Raw genomic sequence first — 17169 nt, forward strand, 5'->3', positions numbered from 1 at the left:
GCGTTTTTAGGCAGAGTTTGGAAACAGGGGGTATACTCCGAGAGAAAACCACCCGTTGGACGGGTGGTCATGATTTCAAAATATTATCACTCCAACCTATAAAAACTTGCGGTGGTGCTTTTTGCCGTCATAGGTGAACCAGATCGGTTTATCCTCTACACGGGTCTCTACATGTACTGTACGTCCCCAGAGTCGATATAGATAGGGGAGTGTGCGTTCCATGTATTTCAGATCCAGTTCGATGCCTTCGTATTGATGTTTCAACACGAGTTCGCCGGTGCGTAAGTAGTCTGCGTCCTGTACAACCAAATACGGTGAGCCACCGTTGACACGAGAGAATACAAGTTGGTCGCGAATGTTTTCCCAAGACTTGTCGGTGATTTTCCAGTCCGGCCCTTTTTTCTCAAACACGTAGAGGTCGAGATCCTCGGTTAACTTTTTGGTCATGTAGTTACGGATAAAGGAGGTATCCGAATCAAACTCGCGGACCTCGAACATTTTGGCCCGGCCTTGCCCAGGCTGGCGTCCCCATCGCTCCTGCTCCTCACGGGTGGGGTGATCCCAGCGGAGTTCAATATCTTCAAAGATTTTCAGTCCCAGGTAATATGGATTCAAACTTTGCTTGGACGGCTGTACAACGGAAGAGTTTAGCTTGGCAAATTCGATCGTATCCTCACTGCTTAAGTCTAGCTCTCTTATAATACGTTGATGCCAGTAGGAAGCCCAGCCTTCGTTCATGATTTTGGTCTCCATCTGTGGCCAGAAATAGAGCATCTCTTCCCGCATCATACTCATAATATCCCGCTGCCAGTCGGTGAGGACCTCCGAGAACTCCTGAATGAACCACATAATATCCTTCTCCGGCTCCGGCGGGAAGTGATGTACCTGTAAGCTGTCCGTGGGCTTTTCTTCAGTATGCAGATTGTCTAGCGACCACAGATCGTCATATTGACCTTCCGGTTTAGGTGGTTTCTCACCACGCTGTTCCCGGATTTTCATCTCCATGTAACGCTGTTTGTCAAGATGCCGAGGTTTGATGAGCTGCGGGTCCACATGTTCCTGAATGGCAATCACCGCATCGATGAAGGCTTCAACCGCCTCTGTGCCATATTCCATCTCATAATTGCTGATTCGATCCGCCGTGGCGGCCATGCTTTCCACCATATTGCGATTGGATTTGGAGAAGCGGGCGTTGTTTTTGAAAAAGTCACAGTGTGCGAGCACATGGGCAACGATTAATTTGTTCTGAATCAGAGAGTTGCCATCCAGCAGGAAGGCGTAGCAAGGGTTGGAGTTGATGACGAGTTCGTAAATCTTGCTCAGACCAAAATCGTATTGCATTTTCATCTTATGAAAGGTTTTACCAAAGCTCCAGTGGCTGAACCTCGTTGGCATGCCGTAAGCACCAAAGGTGTAAATGATATCCGACGGGCAGATCTCGTAGCGCATCGGGTAATAGTCGAGGCCGAATCCATCGGCAATCTCCATAATTTCAGCAATGGCGAATTCCAGTTCGCGGATCTCATCGGTCATCCCAGGCTGCCTCCTTCTCTTTTTTGAAAAAAGCTGCGGAGCGCTTTGTATACTTCGCCTTTTTCCTTGATCACGTAATACATAAACTGATCGATCTTAATGTGGCGATAGGCCGACATGAGTGTACTGCTGCGGTTGTACTGATTCACTTCGCCGTAACCAAACATGTTGCTGCGCTTCATTAGTTCGCCGATTAACTTCACACACCGCTCATTATCCGAGGTCAGGTTATCGCCATCTGAGAAATGAAAAGGGTAGATATTGTAGCTGCTAGGCGGATAGCGGCTGTCAATAATATCCAATGCCTTCATATAAACAGAGGAGCAGATTGTACCGCCGCTTTCGCCGCGAGTGAAAAATTCCTCTTCCGTCACTTCTTTGGCTTCCGTGTGGTGAGCCAGAAACACGATTTCGACTTTCTCATACTGACGACGCAGGAAACGGGTCATCCAGAAAAAGAAGCTGCGGGCGCAATATTTTTCAAAGGAACCCATGGAGCCGGATGTATCCATCATGGCGATAATAACGGCGTTGGACTGGGGAATAATTTTGTCTTCCCACGTCTTGTAACGAAGATCGTCCGGACTGATGTGATGAATGCCCGGATTGCCTGTTGTTGCATTGCGGCGCAGATTCTCCAATATCGTACGTTTCTTGTCAATATTGGACTGCATACCTTTTTTGCGAATATCGTTGAAGACCACCGTATGTGTCTCAATCAGATCCTTATCTTTTTGCTTCAGGTCGGGCAATTCAAGCTCCGCAAACAAAATATCTTCCAATTCCTCGATGCTGATCTCGGCTTCCACAATATCATGACCAGGCTGATCACCAGCTTTTTCACCCTTGCCTGGCTTTTGGGACGCTGGATCACGGCCAATGACATCACCGACCTGACTGTCGCCGTCCCCTTGACCGACATGTTTTTGTTTCTGGTAGTTATACACGAAACGGTACTCATCCAGACTGCGGATGGGTACCTTGATGATCTGTTTTCCATCGGACATGATAATATTCTCTTCGGTGATCAGATCGGGCAGATTTTGCTTAATGACATCTTTCACCTTTTGCTGATGGCGCTGCTGGTCCTGGTACCCTTTGCGGTGAAGCGACCAATCTTCCCGGGATACGACGAACGAGTAAGGCTGGTGTGAATTTGACATGTAGGCACCCCCCATTGATTACGCGGCACAGTTTGGCCTGTCGGTAATTAAGTATATTCACGGGTGGGGACGATATGTGATGCGATCTCAACTAAAATGAATGAATTGCGCTGGATTCGCTTTGTGATAGGCTGGAGCAAGGTACACGCTAAATTTTACAAAAATCATGATCAAATGTGATATCTTTCCTTTACAATAGAGAAAAAAGACTGATTCTGGGCATCGAATTCTGATGCGTGTAAAGGAAGGATTACGTGTGGATAATCGTGCAGTAAAAGCCTGGATTATGTATGACTGGGCCAATTCAGCTTATGCAACAACCGTACTGGCTGCTGTACTGCCAGTATTCTATGCTTCTGTGGCTGCGGCAACAGTTGATAAGGATACGGCAGCATCCTACCTGGCTTATACACATTCCATAGGAATGTTATGTGTGGCGCTGTTAACGCCGCTGCTGGGAACACTGGCTGATCTATCGGGGCGAAAAGGAGACTTCCTACGAGTTTTTGCAATAACAGGCATTGTGGCAACGCTCGGATTCAGTGTGATCGGAGAAGGCGACTGGTTGCTTGCGTCTGCCCTGTTGGTGTTATCTACGATTGGTTTTGCGGGCGGAAATACATTCTATGATGCGATGTTACCAGATCTGGTTCCTGCAGAGCGAAGAGATATGGTATCCTCCAAAGGTTATGCCTATGGTTATATCGGCGGTGGACTCCTCCTTGCAATTAATCTGTTAATGATTCAACAGCCAGGCTGGTTTGGCATGCCGAATACCCTAGCAGGTACGCGGATTGCATTCATCTCGGTTTCGCTGTGGTGGCTGCTGTTCTCCTTCCCAATCTTCCGTTATGCCCCTAGACGGCCAGCCTCGCCTGAGCTGCCTGCATCCTGGAACGGTTACACGAAAGTTGGCGTACGCAGATTACGGCAAACCTTCGGACAGATTCTGCGTTTCCCACAGCTGCTTCGAATGCTGGTGGCATTCTGGTTTTTCAATGACGGGATCAACACGATTATTCTGATGGCAACGATCTATGGGACAAGCATCGGCATTGGCACATCAGATTTGATGCTTGCCCTGCTGCTTACGCAATTTATCGGTTTTCCATGTACGCTGCTGCTGGGTGCATGGGCGCAACGGTGGGGAGCGAAGCAAGTGTTGCTGGTGAGTTTAAGCGTGTATATTTGCATCGTTATTCTGGGTTACTTTATGACTCAAGCACTTCACTTTTATATCCTCGCAGGGCTAGTTGGCGTTGTGCAGGGTATAAGTCAATCGACGGCACGTTCTATGTTTAGTAACCTGATGCCGGCTGGACGAACGGGTGAGTATTTCGGATTCGTTAATATTACGGGGAAATTCGCTTCGATCTTTGGGCCATTTGTATTTGGTTATGTTGGACAAATTACAGGGTCCACGCGTTGGGGTATTCTGTCGCTGATCTTTTTCTTTGTAGCAGGCATCGCGGTATTGTTGACAGTACAAGTACAAAAAGGCATGCAGGATGCTCGCTCAGCGGACCAGGAAGAGCTGGAACGTATTCAAAGTCATGGCACGGCGGGAAAAGGAAACGGAGTTACATTTAGCAGTTAAGCATGGTCTGATTTTATCTGCTTGTCTTACCTGGGCTTCCAGGCACTGTTCAGGACAGAACAGAAGTCTGGGGCTTTTTTAGGTTGTTCCGATTCTGAACTCAAGCAAGCGAATAAATTATGAAAAAGTGAAAATAAAAGATTGACATGATACATTTTGTATCATAGAGTAAAGGTATAAATACATATTGTATCTTTGAGTGTCGAAATCTCCTGTCATAACCAGGCAAAGATTACCCGGTCGATCCGATCCCGCCGCATATTCTTATAAATATACAGAGGAGAGGCTGCCATTGATAGATACGCAAGGAAACGGACTGATTTTTTTACTATGCATTCCCCGTAGCGGCAGTTCGTTATCCACCGTTATGCTGCAAAATCATAGTCGCATATTTGCCACTCAGGAGATGTGGTTTCTGATGAATCTCGTCGATTTGTCCAAGGCTGACTCTCGCGCGTACGGTGGCAGTTCCATTATCCGTCAATTTTATCAAGCGATGGTGTCCGAAGATGTTTTCGAAAAGGCATGCAGAAGCTTTGCTCTTGAAATATATAATGGATTCCTGGAAGGGAGCGGAGCAGACTTCATCGTTGATAAATCTCCGCGTTATTATTATATGCTTGAATGGCTGGACCGGTTGTTTCCGCAATCCAGACGCATTCATCTTCAGCGTAACCCCCTTTCTGTAGCGGCATCCTTTAAAAAAGTAAATCGTCATACCGGCGAAAGTTTTGATCTGATTGAGAGTTTAAATCATTCGAAACTGAATATGAAAGCTATAGATTTAACGCTTGGACTAACTCGATTAAATGAATATTTTGCCGAGCCTCATCCTTTTGCCTACGAATTGAAATATGAGCAGTTGGTCATGAAACCACAAGAAGAACTAGAGAAGTTATGTGCTTTTCTAGGTATCACTTATGAGCTAGGAATGGAGCGCTATGGACAATTTGTTCATAGTACGAAAGCTGACATGTTCTACAGTATGGGGGTGGGGGATCCGTTCCTCTCATCACATCAGGAGGCTCACTTGGATTCTGTTAACAACTGGAAAAGTATACTCAATCCACAAGAGGTTGAATTGTATTGCCGTGTGCTCGGAGCCAATCTGTTCCACCGGATGGGATACAGTGAACAGCTACAAGAAGCTGAAGAATGGACGGGAGTCCAGTTTCAGGCAGAGCCGGATACAGAGGTATTGGAGCGGCTCAAGCAACAGCTAGTATTGGCAACGGAGTGTCGTTGGCAGCCAAATTACCGCATGGATGCGCCGATGAATGGAGCCAAGGATCGGTCTCCGATCCACAGCGGCAGTGAGGAGAAGGAAAGCGCCAAGATGGACCCGGCGCTAGCGGCCATGTCGACGATCAGACAACTGCAGGCAGCTCTTCGAGCAGCGGATCAGCGGCTGGAACGTGGCTATACGGAACGGGAACGTTTGAAGAAGCAGCTTGACGCTGTCCAAAGTAAATTACAGCGAATCAAATCATGGATACCATTTGGTCATCAAATCAGCGCCTGGGCGTCCCAGCGCAAGATCGTTCGGGGAGGAAAGTCATGAGTGCCATAGCTGGAATCGTACATACAGATGGTCAGCAAGCGCTATGGGAGGACAGCTGGCGGCTCTACGGAAGTCTTGGACATATCCCGGCAGATACAACGGGAGTATGGAAAGGGGATCAAGCATTCCTCAGTTGCCATTCCCAGTGGATTACGCTGGAATCTGTGAACGAGAAATTGCCTCTCCATGATGAAGATAGCCGATTGACCATCACCGCAGATGCCATCCTGGATAACCGGGAGCAGCTGTCTGATCAGTTGCAGATTTCACGAGCGGAACTGGCTGGACTGGCGGACAGCGAACTGATTTTGCGAGCGTATCAGCGCTGGGGAGAAGGTGTGGCTGGTCATCTGCTCGGGGACTTTGTATTTACGATCTGGGATGAACAACGCCGTATGTTGTTTGCCGCGAGAGATATCACGGGCATGAGATCATTTTATTACCGTCATGACGGTCCCCGGTTTGCTTTCTGTACATTAATGAAGCCCTTGCTTGAGCTTGAAGGCGTACAGAAGTCACTCGACGAAAACTGGTTATCCGAATTTCTTGCCATTCCTGACATGCATGATTCAGCAGATATCCATTCCACAGTGTATCACGGAGTGAACCAGCTGCCCTCTGCGCACACGTTGACGTTTCGAAACGGCAAGGTTGAACTGAAGCAATATCATCGCTGGGATGATGTCGAACCGCTTCGGCTTAAATCGGATGATGACTATGTGGAAGCTTTTCGTGATGTGTTTAGTCAAGCCGTAGGCTCGCGCTTGCGAACTCACAGACAGGTTGCGGCGGCATTAAGTGGTGGATTGGATTCAGGGGCTGTTGCGGGTTTTGCTTCCGGAACGCTTCGAAGCCAAGGGAAACAGCTTCACGCATACAGCTATGTGCCTGTTCCGGACTTTACGGATTACACGTCGAAAACGTTACTAGCTGACGAGCGGCCCTTTATTCGTTCCACCATTAATCACGTAGGCAATATCTCAGAAAACTATCTGGATTTCGAAGGACGAAGTCCACTCAGTGAAGTGGATACGTGGCTGAACATGATGGAGATGCCTTACAAATATTTTGAAAATTCTTTCTGGATTCGTGGATTTTATGAAAAAGCGAGTGAACAGGATGCCGGTATTTTGCTGACGGGCGCGCGTGGTAATTTCACGATCTCCTGGGGACCCGCACTCGACTATTACGCCAGTTTGCTAAAAAGCGGCCGATATTTCCGCTGGTTTCGCGAGATGCAGCAGTATAGCGAACGAACAGGCATGGCATTCACGCGTATCGCCCGGATTACAGGCCGTAAGGCTTTTCCTGACTGGTTCAAAGGAAATAACAAAGGGACAACGCAGCCACCAGTGCCTCAATTGATTCACCCCGAGTTCGCCAAAAGAACAGGCGTGCTGGATCGGCTCAAATCCATCCTGGTGTTGCAGGGCGGTGCAAGAGCTGATGCACTTCAGGTGCGTGCTGATAAGTTTAACAATTTAGCTATTGCTAATAAAAATGGGGCTGTTGCGACCAAATGTTCTCTCCGTTACCGGGCATGGGAACGTGATCCAACGAGTGATCCACGAGTGATTCGATTTTGTCTCTCTGTACCGATCGAGCAATATGTGCGTCAAGGAACGGATCGTTCTCTGATTCGCCGTGCTACATCACCCGAATTGCCGGACAAGGTGAGGCTCAATCAGCGTGTGCGGGGCGTACAGCCTGCGGATTGGCTACATCGTATTCTGCCTGACTGGCAGGCATTTACCTCGGAGCTGCAAACCATGTGTTCTGACAGTCAAGTTGCCGGCATATTAAACACCGACCGGATTAAATCAGCGCTGGATAACTTTCCGAGTCCCAAACCCGAACTGGCGTCTCATCCAGATCTGCGTTTAATGATGCACAGTTTGATTGTATACCGTTTTATCCAGAAGTTTTGATCTACGGTATACAGCTCTTGAAAGGAGGTGAATACAATGCAAAACGAAAAAAAGGAATGGCAAGCACCTGTTCTTGAAGTGCTGGATGTGAATGAAACGATGGCAGGAGTAGGATACAGACAAATTGACTGGATCACTGTTCACGATGCCGACTTGTACGATCCAACGTCTTAATTTAATTGTTTCCCAAGCTATCTCATACTTAAAAGGGCGGAAATGCAATCTATCCTGCTTTTTCGCCTCCGCCCTAATATTGAGCTAATGAATATCAGGGCTTTTTTTCATATCTAGAACAAGAAGGAGGCGCCCCTCATTGTTGCCTATGCACTACGAAGCTTATGGACTGCTCTGGTTGAGTCACATTCCGATGCCTGAATTGCAAATTGCACCTCTGGATGTTAAGACGAAGCCGGATGCGGCTGAAGTGCAGATTGAGTCTCATGATCTGACAGAGTTATGGGAGAAATGGGATGTTGGCAGCGACAACTTTGTGGCGCGGGATGGTTGTCTTTTTTTCAGAATCGAAGATACGGGTCTGTTTTTAATGGAGCGTGGCCAAAAGATCGTTGTCTCTCCAGTGTTTGGAGCCGATGAAAAAAAAGTCAGGCTGTTTATCCTCGGGACATGTATGTCCGTGATTATGATGCAACGTGGTATTCTTCCACTGCATGGAAGTGCTGTTGTTATTGATGGTTGGGCTTACGCGTTCGTGGGTCATTCTGGCGCAGGAAAGTCCACATTGTCAGCGGCTTTAGCAGCACAGGGATACCCGCTTCTCACCGATGATGTGGTTGCTTTGAGCTGGGATGCTGGAGGCAGAGCCACGGTGTCGCCTGGGTATCCCCAGCAGAAATTGTGGCAGCCTAGTCTGGAAGGTTTCGGGATGAAGCAGGAGGATTATGCAACGGTGCATGCTGAAATTACGAAGTATGCCATACCGGTTCAACATTACTTTCACCAGAGCGCTGTGCCGCTAGCAGGAATTTATGAACTTGTGCCACAGCCAGATCATGAACCTGGGCCAGTACAGTTGCAAGAGGTTAGTGGGCTGGAACGCCTCCACTTGATCTGCTCTCATACTTTTCGTGGTGGACTAGTGAGACGCCAGGGGCTCGCGCAATGGTTGTTTGAAACAGCTTCGAGACTCTCAGCCAGTGTAGAGATCAGTAGAGTAAGCCGAAAGGGTTCAAATTTTACAGCTTTTGAAATGGTAGAACGGATCATCCATCATATACGTAAAGGAGTGCATACAGGAATATGACAGCAATTACACCCATCCATGTGAATGACGTGGTAACCCGGAAAGAAGGACATCTGGTCAGTGATATGGGCGGTGAAAAGGTAATGATGAGTATCAGTTCCGGCAAATATTACAATCTGGGCAGCACAGGCGGACAAATCTGGGAACTCATTGCAGAGGGCCGAACGCTGGACGAACTGATCGAAACTCTTGCTGCAGAATATGACGTTGCGTCAGATCAATGCCGCGAACAGGTTGTGCCTTTTTTGGAGCACCTTCTAGGTGAAGGTTTAATCGATATTTCCCGCGGAGAGTAAGCAGATGTTTCGTAAAGTGAAGGCATACTTCTCACTTTCAAGAACGATGCGACGTTTAATATGGGAGGCTTATCTCTTGCTTGGATGGGCACGTATCCAGAAGGCAAGACCGTTTGCTAAAATAGCTCCGAGGCTAGGCACGGCTACGGTTGAGACACCTGTTACAGGACTCAGCCGCAATCAAGTGATTGAAATTAGGAACATATCAAAAGCCGTCATACTTGCCAGCAAATATACATTATGGGAGAGTCAATGCCTCGTCATGGCTATAGCTGCAATGAATATGCTGGAACGGCGTAATATCGCAAGTACGTTATACATGGGGACCGCACGGAATAAGCAAGGACAACTGATGGCACACGCCTGGCTGCGAAGTGGCAAGTTGATTGTGACTGGAGCAGATACGATGGACCAATATACGGTTGTCGGCGTGTTTGGCAAACAATGTCCTGAGAAGGGATCTGGAGAGATTGTCTATGACTCATGAAACTGAACTGTATTCCAAAGAGTTTCCGAAGGAGCTCAAGCTGATCTTGAGTATGCTTAGAGGTGATCTGACAACTCTAACTTCAGAGGAGATTGTGGGCCGTCTGCGCGATATCAATTGGTCTCTTTTTGTACAGCTTGTAAACCATCATCGTCTGTATTCCGTCATTTATATGAATCTGAAAAGCATGAATATCCCTATGGTTCCCGAAGCAGTGATGGAGAGACTGAAACAGCAGTATACGATCAATACCTTTCGCATGTTGCAGCTAACGGCTGAAATGGAGCAAGTATGTAGAGTATTTCGAGAACGGGGCATACGTACGATCACATTGAAAGGGCCAGCTTTGGCTCATGATCTTTATGGAGATGTATCCATGCGAACGTCCAAAGACCTGGATATTCTAATTCCAGTTCAAGAGGTCGAGGCAGCTGAACGTATTCTCACCGAGCTTGGGTATCAGCGTAAGGAGGGCGAGAGAGAACTTACCGTTCGCAGCTGGAAGTGGAGGGAACATCACATTTGTTATATTCACCCCAGCAAGCGAACCCAAGTGGAGATTCATTGGCGGCTTAATCCCGACTCTGGCCGGGAAACCGATTTTGAGTTGTTGTGGAAACGTAGTCGGTTCAGCTCCTATACGCAGACCCCTGTGCGTATGCTGGAAAGAGAAGATTTGTGGGTCTATCTGGTGACACACGGTGCAAGGCATGGCTGGTTCAGACTGCGGTGGTTACTTGATATTGATCAGATGATTCGCACGATACCTATGGATATGGCAAAGGTTGAGCGGCGTTTAAGAGCAGAGGGGCGATTATCGATTGGCTCGCAGGCATTACATCTCACTTCGGATTTACTGAATACACCTCTGAATGAGTCTTGTACATCAATTATGGCAATACGTGAGCGCACAGGAAAACGACTAGCTCAAGAAGGCACGCTGTTTATGAATGACATGTTGGAAAGTCCATCTGAGCTTAAACATTATCAATCCTATTTATTTTCCCTCCGCAGCACGAGGCAGAAGTGGTTCTTCTTTGTTGAACGTTTATATCCAAGCATCTGGGACGTACACCAATTGCCGCTCCCACGTCCTTTGTTTTTTCTGTATTTCCCGTTACGTCCGTTTCTCTGGTTCTGGCGACGCTTGAAACGAAGCACGATGACAGAGAGGGGAAAAGTATGATCTCCGAATTAAAGTATTTTATGAAAAAACTGCATCAGGTTGCCGGTCCCATTTTATATTGGAATTTGCTTGCTATGATCTGTATCGGTTTAATGGAAGGGATCGGCATATACATGCTTGTTCCCATGCTTAGTCTGATCGGTGTTTTTGAGATGGGGACGTCTGGCATACATATCCCCTGGTTAACCGGAACACTCAACCAATTTTCAAGTCATAGTCAATTGATCCTTGTTCTATCCTCTTTTGTGCTTATCGTCTCTGGACAGGCGTGGATGCAGCGTCTTCAGACCATCCGCAGTACTCGTATACAGCAGCAATTTATACGAACGCTGCGCATAGAAACCTATAGTGCACTTCTAAGGGCACAGTGGTCTTTTTTTCTCCCCAAACGAAAATCCGATTTTAATCATATATTAACGACAGAGCTCGCACGTGTTAGTCAGGGAACAAGTCTATTGTTACAGATGGCTGCTTCTCTCATTTTTACGGGGATTCAGATCGGTCTGGCTTTTTGGTTATCCGCCAAGTTGACAACGCTTGTACTCATCAGTGGGTTGCTGTTATTTATTCTATTGAGAAAGTTTGTTAAACGTGCCAAACAGATTGGGGATCAGACTTCGGAATTCTCACAGAGCTATTATTACGGGATCACCGAGCATTTTAACGGGATAAAAGACATCAAAAGTAATATGCTGGAGAATTCACATATCCGCTGGTTTGACCGTATGTGCAGAAAGATTGAGCATAATGTAGTACAGTTTAGTCAATTAAACACGGGTACACAGCTGATTCACCGGTTGTCGGCAGCTTTGATTATTGCGGCGTTTATCTACCTATCTCTACAAGTGATGTCTGTGCCTCCGGCCAATCTGTTGTTGATTATTTTAATTTTCTCAAGGTTATGGCCCAGGTTTACTGCGATTCAGTCCACTCTGGAATATATCAGTTCGATGCTACCTGCATTCCGAATGGTGAGAGAACTGCAGGTGCAGACGGAGAACAGTCGTGAGATCGGTGAAAAAGATTCAATGGGGCTACAGCCCAATAGTTCTGTGTCCGCTGCTGATCAGCCTATCTCTCCAATGGACCTGGTGCAAGCCATCGTTTGTGAAGATGTGAATTACCGCTACGAGGGAAGTGACACGTATGCCTTGAAGGACGTGCAAGCCTTTATTCCAGCCCAAGGCATGACTGCTATCGTTGGGAAGTCGGGGGCGGGGAAAAGCACACTGATCGATCTGATCATGGGTCTCGTGAAACCAGAAAGCGGCCGTATTCTGATCGATGGAGAACCATTGACCGCGGAACAGTTATTGAACTGGCGTAGTTCGATCGGATATGTGTCACAAGAACCTTTTTTGTTCCATACGAGCATTCGTGAAAATTTACGTCTGGTTGATCCGGATGCAAGTGAGGAGCAGATGTGGCGTGCACTTCAATTTTCTTCTTCCGCTTCATTCGTTCGCAGGCTTCCCCAAGGTTTGGATACGATTATAGGTGACCGCGGCATACGCCTGTCGGGCGGTGAGCGTCAACGTCTTGTGCTTGCCCGAACCATGCTACGGAATCCTTCTGTGCTGGTGTTGGATGAAGCAACGAGTGCACTGGACAGTGAAAATGAACAGCACATTCATGAAGCGCTCGAACGATTGAAAGGGCATGTCACCGTTATTGTCATTGCACATCGATTATCTACGATTCGAACGGCAGACCGGGTAATCGTTCTGGAGGAAGGACGTGTCATCCAGGAAGGAGCCTATCAGCAATTGTCTATGGATACTTCGGGTATGTTCAGCAAACTGCTCCATATGCAAGCTGGTGCTGCCGGACAGTAAACCGGGAATAACATAAATCTGGTCGACAAGGAAGCATTCATATACAGGAGTGAAAATGAAAAGAGGCGTGCCGTTAAGGGACGCCTTTCCTATTTCGATATTGCTTTTGCTTGAAATAAACTAACAAGTCAGGCTTGATTGGGTCCGTACAGGAAGATGTAAAGCACCGATTTGTTGCAGATGATCTACAATTTCTTGAACGGCTTCTTCAATCGTACAATGTTCGGTATCCATGATGAATGAAGGCGATGTAGGGATATCATAGGGGGCAGAGATGCCGGTGAAATGAGGAATTTCACCTTTGCGAGCTTTTTGGTAAAGTCCCTTAGGATCACGCCGCTCACACTCTTCAATAGAACAACGGACATAAATTTCGATAAAATCTTCCGGTTCAAACAGCTGCCGAACCATTTCGCGATCCTGCGCGCTGGGGGAGATAAACGCCGAAAGAACAAGTAGCCCCGCGTCCACCATCAGCTTGGATACTTCCCCGATCCGCCGCAGATTTTCCTGCCGATCCGCTGCAGCAAAACCAAGATCCCGATTCAATCCATGCCGTACATTATCACCGTCAAGCACATAACAACGTACACCTTGTTCATGCAAGTACCTTTCCAGTGCAAAGGCAATGGAGGACTTACCCGCCCCGGATAAACCTGTAAACCATATCGTGCGACTGCGGTGTCCGTTGTTGTTCTCCCGATCCTGCCTGGTTAGGCTCGATGCTTGCCAGGTAATATTGCGTTCTTCTTTCGACATGTTTTCCCGCCTCTTTTCATTTCAGCTTATATAATATATTTTAACATATTTGCTAGATTATAGCTCATAAAAATTCTCTGTAAAAGCAGCGTGAACCTTATGTATATCGGGTATAGATGTTATACATAGAGAGCAGGAGGACAATATCATGAGTGACAACATTCAAAATATTCAAGTAGGATTCCAATGCCCCGATTGCGGGCAAGAAGTGAAGACCTATTTTATGCAACAACAAGTCAATACGGTTCGTTGCGAGGGATGCAATCGGGCGTATACACTCATGAAACCGACGATTGGAGATGAAATTTTGCTGGATTGGGAGCAGGAGGCACTGTATCACAAGCTGCGTGCCGAACGCTCGGAAGAGGACAACCATCATATGTCCGCACTGATCATCAAAGTGATTGAACTCCTAACCTGGCGGGATCAAGGAGATGGTCAGACACGTGCAATTCAGACGGTAAAAGAATGGCTGGCTACTAGTGGTCAACCTCAGACTTTACTTGAGCTTTTTCATCAACCCACTCCGTCAACACGTGATAATAAACGGATATAATACTAATGATTACATAATATAAACGCTCCTGCGGCATATTACCTGAAGGTGTTTGTAGAATAGAAACAAACCGAATATTCAGGAACAGGAGCGGATAACATGAAACGAACGGTCCTATATCTGCTGCTCGGCTTGTTAACCATTAGCATGCTGGCATCACAGGCAGAAGCATCTCCCATTCATGGTGCATACCACTTTGGTTTTAAGAAAAGTCAGAACGGACAGCTGCCTTCTATTGATCAGGAAGGTTTTAAGTCTATTTTGGAACATAATCATGCCATCTTTTTGGGGGACACGAAACAAAAAGAATTGTATCTGACTTTTGATAATGGCTACGAGAACGGGTTCACACCGGCAATACTGGATGTGTTGCGCGCGAAGAAGGTGCCTGCCGCTTTCTTTGTTACTGGACATTATCTGAAGGATCAGCCCGATCTTGTCAAACGTATGGCTGCCGAAGGGCACATTGTGGGAAACCATTCCTGGAGTCACCCTGACATGACCCGGATTTCCAACACACAAATTAAAGAGGAACTGGAGAAGGTAAAATCCGAGGTGCAACGTCTCACGGGGCAACAGGCTACCTTTTTACGTCCCCCTCGCGGTATTTTCAACAATCGAACCCTTGCTGAAAGTTATGCGCAGGGGTATGTCAATGTGTTTTGGTCTGTAGCGTATAAAGATTGGGATACCAATGTACAGCGTGGTGCACAATATGCGCATCAGCAAGTGCTGAAGCAGCTTCATCCAGGGGCAGTCATTTTGCTGCATTCTGTGTCTAAGGACAATACGGAGGCACTTGGGGACATTATTGATGAGGCCCGCAAGCAAGGGTATGTCTTTAAAAGTCTGGATGATTTAAAAACCAGAACCTATTAAATGACAAGATATTGAGGGTGCAGACGAATTTGGATAGGTGAGTGGAGGGAATGGTAAGGGCATGCCTAGCGATTCTGCTGAGCAGGCCCTTTTTGTGATGGTTTTATTCAACCTAATGAATGGTGTTATAGATGATACCCGTTGTTTTGGGGCCGCAATGACTGCAGACGACGCAACCCGCAGTTGTTAATTCTACGCGTGCTCCGGTCTGTTCTTGCAGCGTCCTTTTCAAGTTTATGGCGTCTTCCTCAGCCATGGTATGAACAACAATCATTAAATCCCGATCAATATGCTCCTTGTTGTTAAGTGTATTCTGCAACATTTGTTCCAGTGCCTTTTCGCGTTTGCCGCGTACTTTGTAGGCAGGAGCCATCTTACCATCGGTTACCCGAATGACGGGACGAATTTTAAGCAGGCTGCCGATCAAATTTTGCATGCCGGAGCAGCGTCCGCCTTTATACAAGTATTCCAGTGTATCAATAACAAACTCTGTACGCACCGTTGGTTTCATGGCTTCAATCCGTTTTGTAATCTCAGCGAGGCTTTGTCCTTGTTCTGCTGCATGAACAGCTTTCATAACCATCAAGCCAATTCCTGAGGAGAGATTTTTTGAATCCACAACGGAGATGCGTCCCTCCGGAAATTCAGAACTGGCGAGCAGAGCATTCTGATACGTTGAAGAAAGCTCTGAGGATAAGGAGATGTAGAAAATATCATCCCCTTGTTCTATGTAAGGTTGAAATGCGGTCATGAAATCAGCGGGTGAAGGTGCTGCTGTTTTGGGTAGAGAACCATTGCGGCTTACACGTTCGTACAGTTGCTCTGGTTTGATCTCCTCACCGTCCTTTAGTGATTCTTCACCAAACACCACATACAAAGGAATAATGCCGATTTCGTACTGCTGGATCCACTCAGGAGCCAGATCACTGGTGCTGTCCGCAAAAATTTTGATTCGTGACATGTCAATCTCCTTTAGAGTACAAATATTGGTCAGACATAAGTTACGTGTGACGGGACCAGGTACAGGCCGCCTAAGTTTAATTATAATGAACCTTGACGCTCATGGAAAGCATTACGTCAAGTATATTCCGCCAAGTACAAGCACTACGAATAATAGAATAAAAAATCCATTCAGAATCGTACCTATGATGGCAAAGACCTTCCTGCGATTTTGGAGCACTAATCCAATAATACCGAGAATGATTCCAGCCAGATTAAGGATCAGGCAGACGAGAAAAGCTAATGAACCCAGGACTACTGCTGGATGGGTGGCGAGTTCTTCGCTGCTTATTGATGAGCCAAGGAGTTCAATAGAACTACGGAGTGCAAGGGTGAGCAACACAAATGTCACGACATGCCCCAGGAGTCCGACCAACCCAACAATGAAACTGGATATTCCCGGGCCTGAATGTTTAAGGTGCTTTTCAGAATTTTCCTCTGCATCTGGGGATGGATGGTCACGATTACTCGTGTTGTATGGGTTTGAATCATCGGAATGGGATGAAGTGTTATTTTGGTTTGAATTTTGAGAATTGTAATGATCCATTAGCACAGGCCGCCTCCTTAAAAAATCGTAAGTCAAATAGATATTTCGTTTATTACCCTGTTTCGTGTCCAGCGATTCGGAAGCAGATCTGCATAAGGCACTTTTTTTACTTTAGGGCTTGAATTCGCTACAATAAATGGAGTCCGAAATGAATCAAGGGAGAGAATAGATATGCAGCGAAGATGGATGATGATTGGAGCCTTATTAACGATGCTGTCTGTGGCTATTGGTGCATTCGGTGCACATATGCTTAAGGACAAAATTGGTGCAAGTGCAATTGCTACATACGAAACAGGCGTACAGTACCATATGATTCATGCGCTGGCTTTGCTGATTGTTGGATTAACCGCGGGGCAATTGGGAGCGTCAACGAAGCTGAGATGGGCAGCTCGTTTGCTCTTCGCCGGAATCATTATTTTCTCGGGAAGCCTGTACGTACTGAGCATATCGGGTATCAAAATATTGGGAGCTATCACACCGATTGGTGGCGTAGCTTTTATTGCCGGCTGGTTACTACTGGCCATGGACGTTTGGAAACGGGGTAAGAAAGATATGTAACAGTCCTTGTTACAGAAAAATGTT

At 46.8% G+C, this 17169-nt stretch carries 17 protein-coding genes; 12 read left to right on the top strand and 5 right to left on the bottom strand.

The window, feature by feature from the left end:
* Window positions 1-96: 96 nt before the first annotated feature.
* Both ACUTVW_RS03930 and yhbH read right to left on the bottom strand, forming a co-directional pair.
* Entirely contained in the window at window positions 97-1533 is a 1437-nt protein-coding gene (locus ACUTVW_RS03930; RefSeq protein ID WP_445644572.1) for a SpoVR family protein, read from the bottom strand.
* Complete coding sequence (yhbH, locus tag ACUTVW_RS03935; RefSeq protein WP_445644573.1) at window positions 1530-2696, bottom strand: sporulation protein YhbH; 1167 nt, start codon at window positions 2694-2696, stop codon at window positions 1530-1532. Before yhbH ends, ACUTVW_RS03930 begins: the two co-directional genes overlap by 4 nt.
* A 256-nt stretch (window positions 2697-2952) precedes the next feature.
* On the opposite strand from yhbH, the gene ACUTVW_RS03940 reads away from it, so the two are divergent.
* The 9 genes from ACUTVW_RS03940 to ACUTVW_RS03980 all read left to right on the top strand — a co-directional run bounded on the left by ACUTVW_RS03940 (window position 2953) and on the right by ACUTVW_RS03980 (window position 12847).
* Entirely contained in the window at window positions 2953-4293 is a 1341-nt protein-coding gene (locus tag ACUTVW_RS03940) for an MFS transporter (RefSeq protein WP_445644574.1), read from the top strand.
* A 292-nt stretch (window positions 4294-4585) separates the two neighbouring features.
* On the top strand, window positions 4586-5854 hold the full coding sequence (locus ACUTVW_RS03945) for a sulfotransferase family protein (protein WP_445644575.1): 1269 nt from the start codon (window positions 4586-4588) through the stop codon (window positions 5852-5854).
* Entirely contained in the window at window positions 5851-7782 is a 1932-nt protein-coding gene (locus ACUTVW_RS03950; RefSeq protein ID WP_445644576.1) for an asparagine synthase-related protein, read from the top strand. Before ACUTVW_RS03945 ends, ACUTVW_RS03950 begins: the two co-directional genes overlap by 4 nt.
* Window positions 7783-7818: 36 nt before the next feature.
* Window positions 7819-7956, top strand: coding sequence for a paeninodin family lasso peptide (locus tag ACUTVW_RS03955; protein WP_251502676.1), 138 nt, complete (start codon window positions 7819-7821; stop codon window positions 7954-7956).
* A 139-nt stretch (window positions 7957-8095) separates the two neighbouring features.
* On the top strand, window positions 8096-9043 hold the full coding sequence (locus ACUTVW_RS03960) for an aldolase (protein ID WP_445644577.1): 948 nt from the start codon (window positions 8096-8098) through the stop codon (window positions 9041-9043).
* Window positions 9040-9339, top strand: coding sequence for a lasso peptide biosynthesis PqqD family chaperone (locus tag ACUTVW_RS03965; RefSeq protein ID WP_445644578.1), 300 nt, complete (start codon window positions 9040-9042; stop codon window positions 9337-9339). The genes ACUTVW_RS03960 and ACUTVW_RS03965 overlap by 4 nt, the downstream gene beginning before the upstream one ends.
* Window positions 9340-9343: 4 nt before the next feature.
* On the top strand, window positions 9344-9826 hold the full coding sequence (locus tag ACUTVW_RS03970) for a lasso peptide biosynthesis B2 protein (RefSeq protein WP_445644579.1): 483 nt from the start codon (window positions 9344-9346) through the stop codon (window positions 9824-9826).
* A complete protein-coding gene (locus ACUTVW_RS03975; RefSeq protein WP_445644580.1) occupies window positions 9816-11012 on the top strand; it encodes a nucleotidyltransferase domain-containing protein in 1197 nt (398 codons plus the stop codon). The genes ACUTVW_RS03970 and ACUTVW_RS03975 overlap by 11 nt, the downstream gene beginning before the upstream one ends.
* Window positions 11009-12847 carry an ABC transporter ATP-binding protein gene (locus ACUTVW_RS03980; protein WP_445644581.1) on the top strand — a complete coding sequence of 613 codons (1839 nt, stop codon included), beginning with the start codon at window positions 11009-11011 and terminating at the stop codon, window positions 12845-12847. Before ACUTVW_RS03975 ends, ACUTVW_RS03980 begins: the two co-directional genes overlap by 4 nt.
* 120 nt (window positions 12848-12967) lie before the next feature.
* Here ACUTVW_RS03980 and cysC read toward each other — a convergent pair whose 3' ends face one another.
* Complete coding sequence (cysC, locus tag ACUTVW_RS03985; protein ID WP_445644582.1) at window positions 12968-13606, bottom strand: adenylyl-sulfate kinase; 639 nt, start codon at window positions 13604-13606, stop codon at window positions 12968-12970.
* 148 nt (window positions 13607-13754) lie between these two features.
* Here cysC and ACUTVW_RS03990 point away from each other — a divergent pair, with 148 nt between their 5' ends.
* The gene (locus tag ACUTVW_RS03990) at window positions 13755-14162 is read left to right on the top strand and encodes a hypothetical protein (RefSeq protein WP_445644583.1); all 408 of its coding nucleotides are present in this window, start codon (window positions 13755-13757) and stop codon (window positions 14160-14162) included.
* A 99-nt stretch (window positions 14163-14261) separates the two neighbouring features.
* Complete coding sequence (gene pdaA / locus ACUTVW_RS03995; RefSeq protein ID WP_445644584.1) at window positions 14262-15041, top strand: delta-lactam-biosynthetic de-N-acetylase; 780 nt, start codon at window positions 14262-14264, stop codon at window positions 15039-15041.
* A 112-nt stretch (window positions 15042-15153) separates the two neighbouring features.
* Here the strand turns inward: pdaA and ACUTVW_RS04000 are convergent, their stop codons facing one another.
* The gene (locus ACUTVW_RS04000; protein ID WP_445644585.1) at window positions 15154-16002 is read right to left on the bottom strand and encodes a DegV family protein; all 849 of its coding nucleotides are present in this window, start codon (window positions 16000-16002) and stop codon (window positions 15154-15156) included.
* Between the two features lie 111 nt (window positions 16003-16113).
* Window positions 16114-16587, bottom strand: a complete 474-nt coding sequence (locus ACUTVW_RS04005) for a hypothetical protein (protein ID WP_445644586.1) — start codon at window positions 16585-16587, stop codon at window positions 16114-16116.
* 171 nt (window positions 16588-16758) lie between these two features.
* On the opposite strand from ACUTVW_RS04005, the gene ACUTVW_RS04010 reads away from it, so the two are divergent.
* Window positions 16759-17145 carry a DUF423 domain-containing protein gene (locus tag ACUTVW_RS04010; RefSeq protein WP_445644587.1) on the top strand — a complete coding sequence of 129 codons (387 nt, stop codon included), beginning with the start codon at window positions 16759-16761 and terminating at the stop codon, window positions 17143-17145.
* Window positions 17146-17169: the final 24 nt, after the last annotated feature.

Source organism: Paenibacillus sp. TSA_86.1, from assembly GCF_052691815.1.

Excerpts from the sequence above, each read along its gene's own strand:
- ACUTVW_RS03965 (WP_445644578.1), top strand. The coding sequence starts at position 9,040 with ATGACAGCAATTACACCCATCCATGTGAATGACGTGGTAACCCGGAAA.
- ACUTVW_RS03980 (WP_445644581.1), top strand. The coding sequence starts at position 11,009 with ATGATCTCCGAATTAAAGTATTTTATGAAAAAACTGCATCAGGTTGCC.
- ACUTVW_RS04005 (WP_445644586.1), bottom strand. The coding sequence starts at position 16,587 with ATGGATCATTACAATTCTCAAAATTCAAACCAAAATAACACTTCATCC.
- ACUTVW_RS03930 (WP_445644572.1), bottom strand. The coding sequence starts at position 1,533 with ATGACCGATGAGATCCGCGAACTGGAATTCGCCATTGCTGAAATTATG.
- ACUTVW_RS03950 (WP_445644576.1), top strand. The coding sequence starts at position 5,851 with ATGAGTGCCATAGCTGGAATCGTACATACAGATGGTCAGCAAGCGCTA.
- yhbH (WP_445644573.1), bottom strand. The coding sequence starts at position 2,696 with ATGTCAAATTCACACCAGCCTTACTCGTTCGTCGTATCCCGGGAAGAT.
- ACUTVW_RS03975 (WP_445644580.1), top strand. The coding sequence starts at position 9,816 with ATGACTCATGAAACTGAACTGTATTCCAAAGAGTTTCCGAAGGAGCTC.
- ACUTVW_RS04000 (WP_445644585.1), bottom strand. The coding sequence starts at position 16,002 with ATGTCACGAATCAAAATTTTTGCGGACAGCACCAGTGATCTGGCTCCT.
- ACUTVW_RS04010 (WP_445644587.1), top strand. The coding sequence starts at position 16,759 with ATGCAGCGAAGATGGATGATGATTGGAGCCTTATTAACGATGCTGTCT.
- pdaA (WP_445644584.1), top strand. The coding sequence starts at position 14,262 with ATGAAACGAACGGTCCTATATCTGCTGCTCGGCTTGTTAACCATTAGC.
- ACUTVW_RS03970 (WP_445644579.1), top strand. The coding sequence starts at position 9,344 with ATGTTTCGTAAAGTGAAGGCATACTTCTCACTTTCAAGAACGATGCGA.
- ACUTVW_RS03955 (WP_251502676.1), top strand. The coding sequence starts at position 7,819 with ATGCAAAACGAAAAAAAGGAATGGCAAGCACCTGTTCTTGAAGTGCTG.
- cysC (WP_445644582.1), bottom strand. The coding sequence starts at position 13,606 with ATGTCGAAAGAAGAACGCAATATTACCTGGCAAGCATCGAGCCTAACC.
- ACUTVW_RS03990 (WP_445644583.1), top strand. The coding sequence starts at position 13,755 with ATGAGTGACAACATTCAAAATATTCAAGTAGGATTCCAATGCCCCGAT.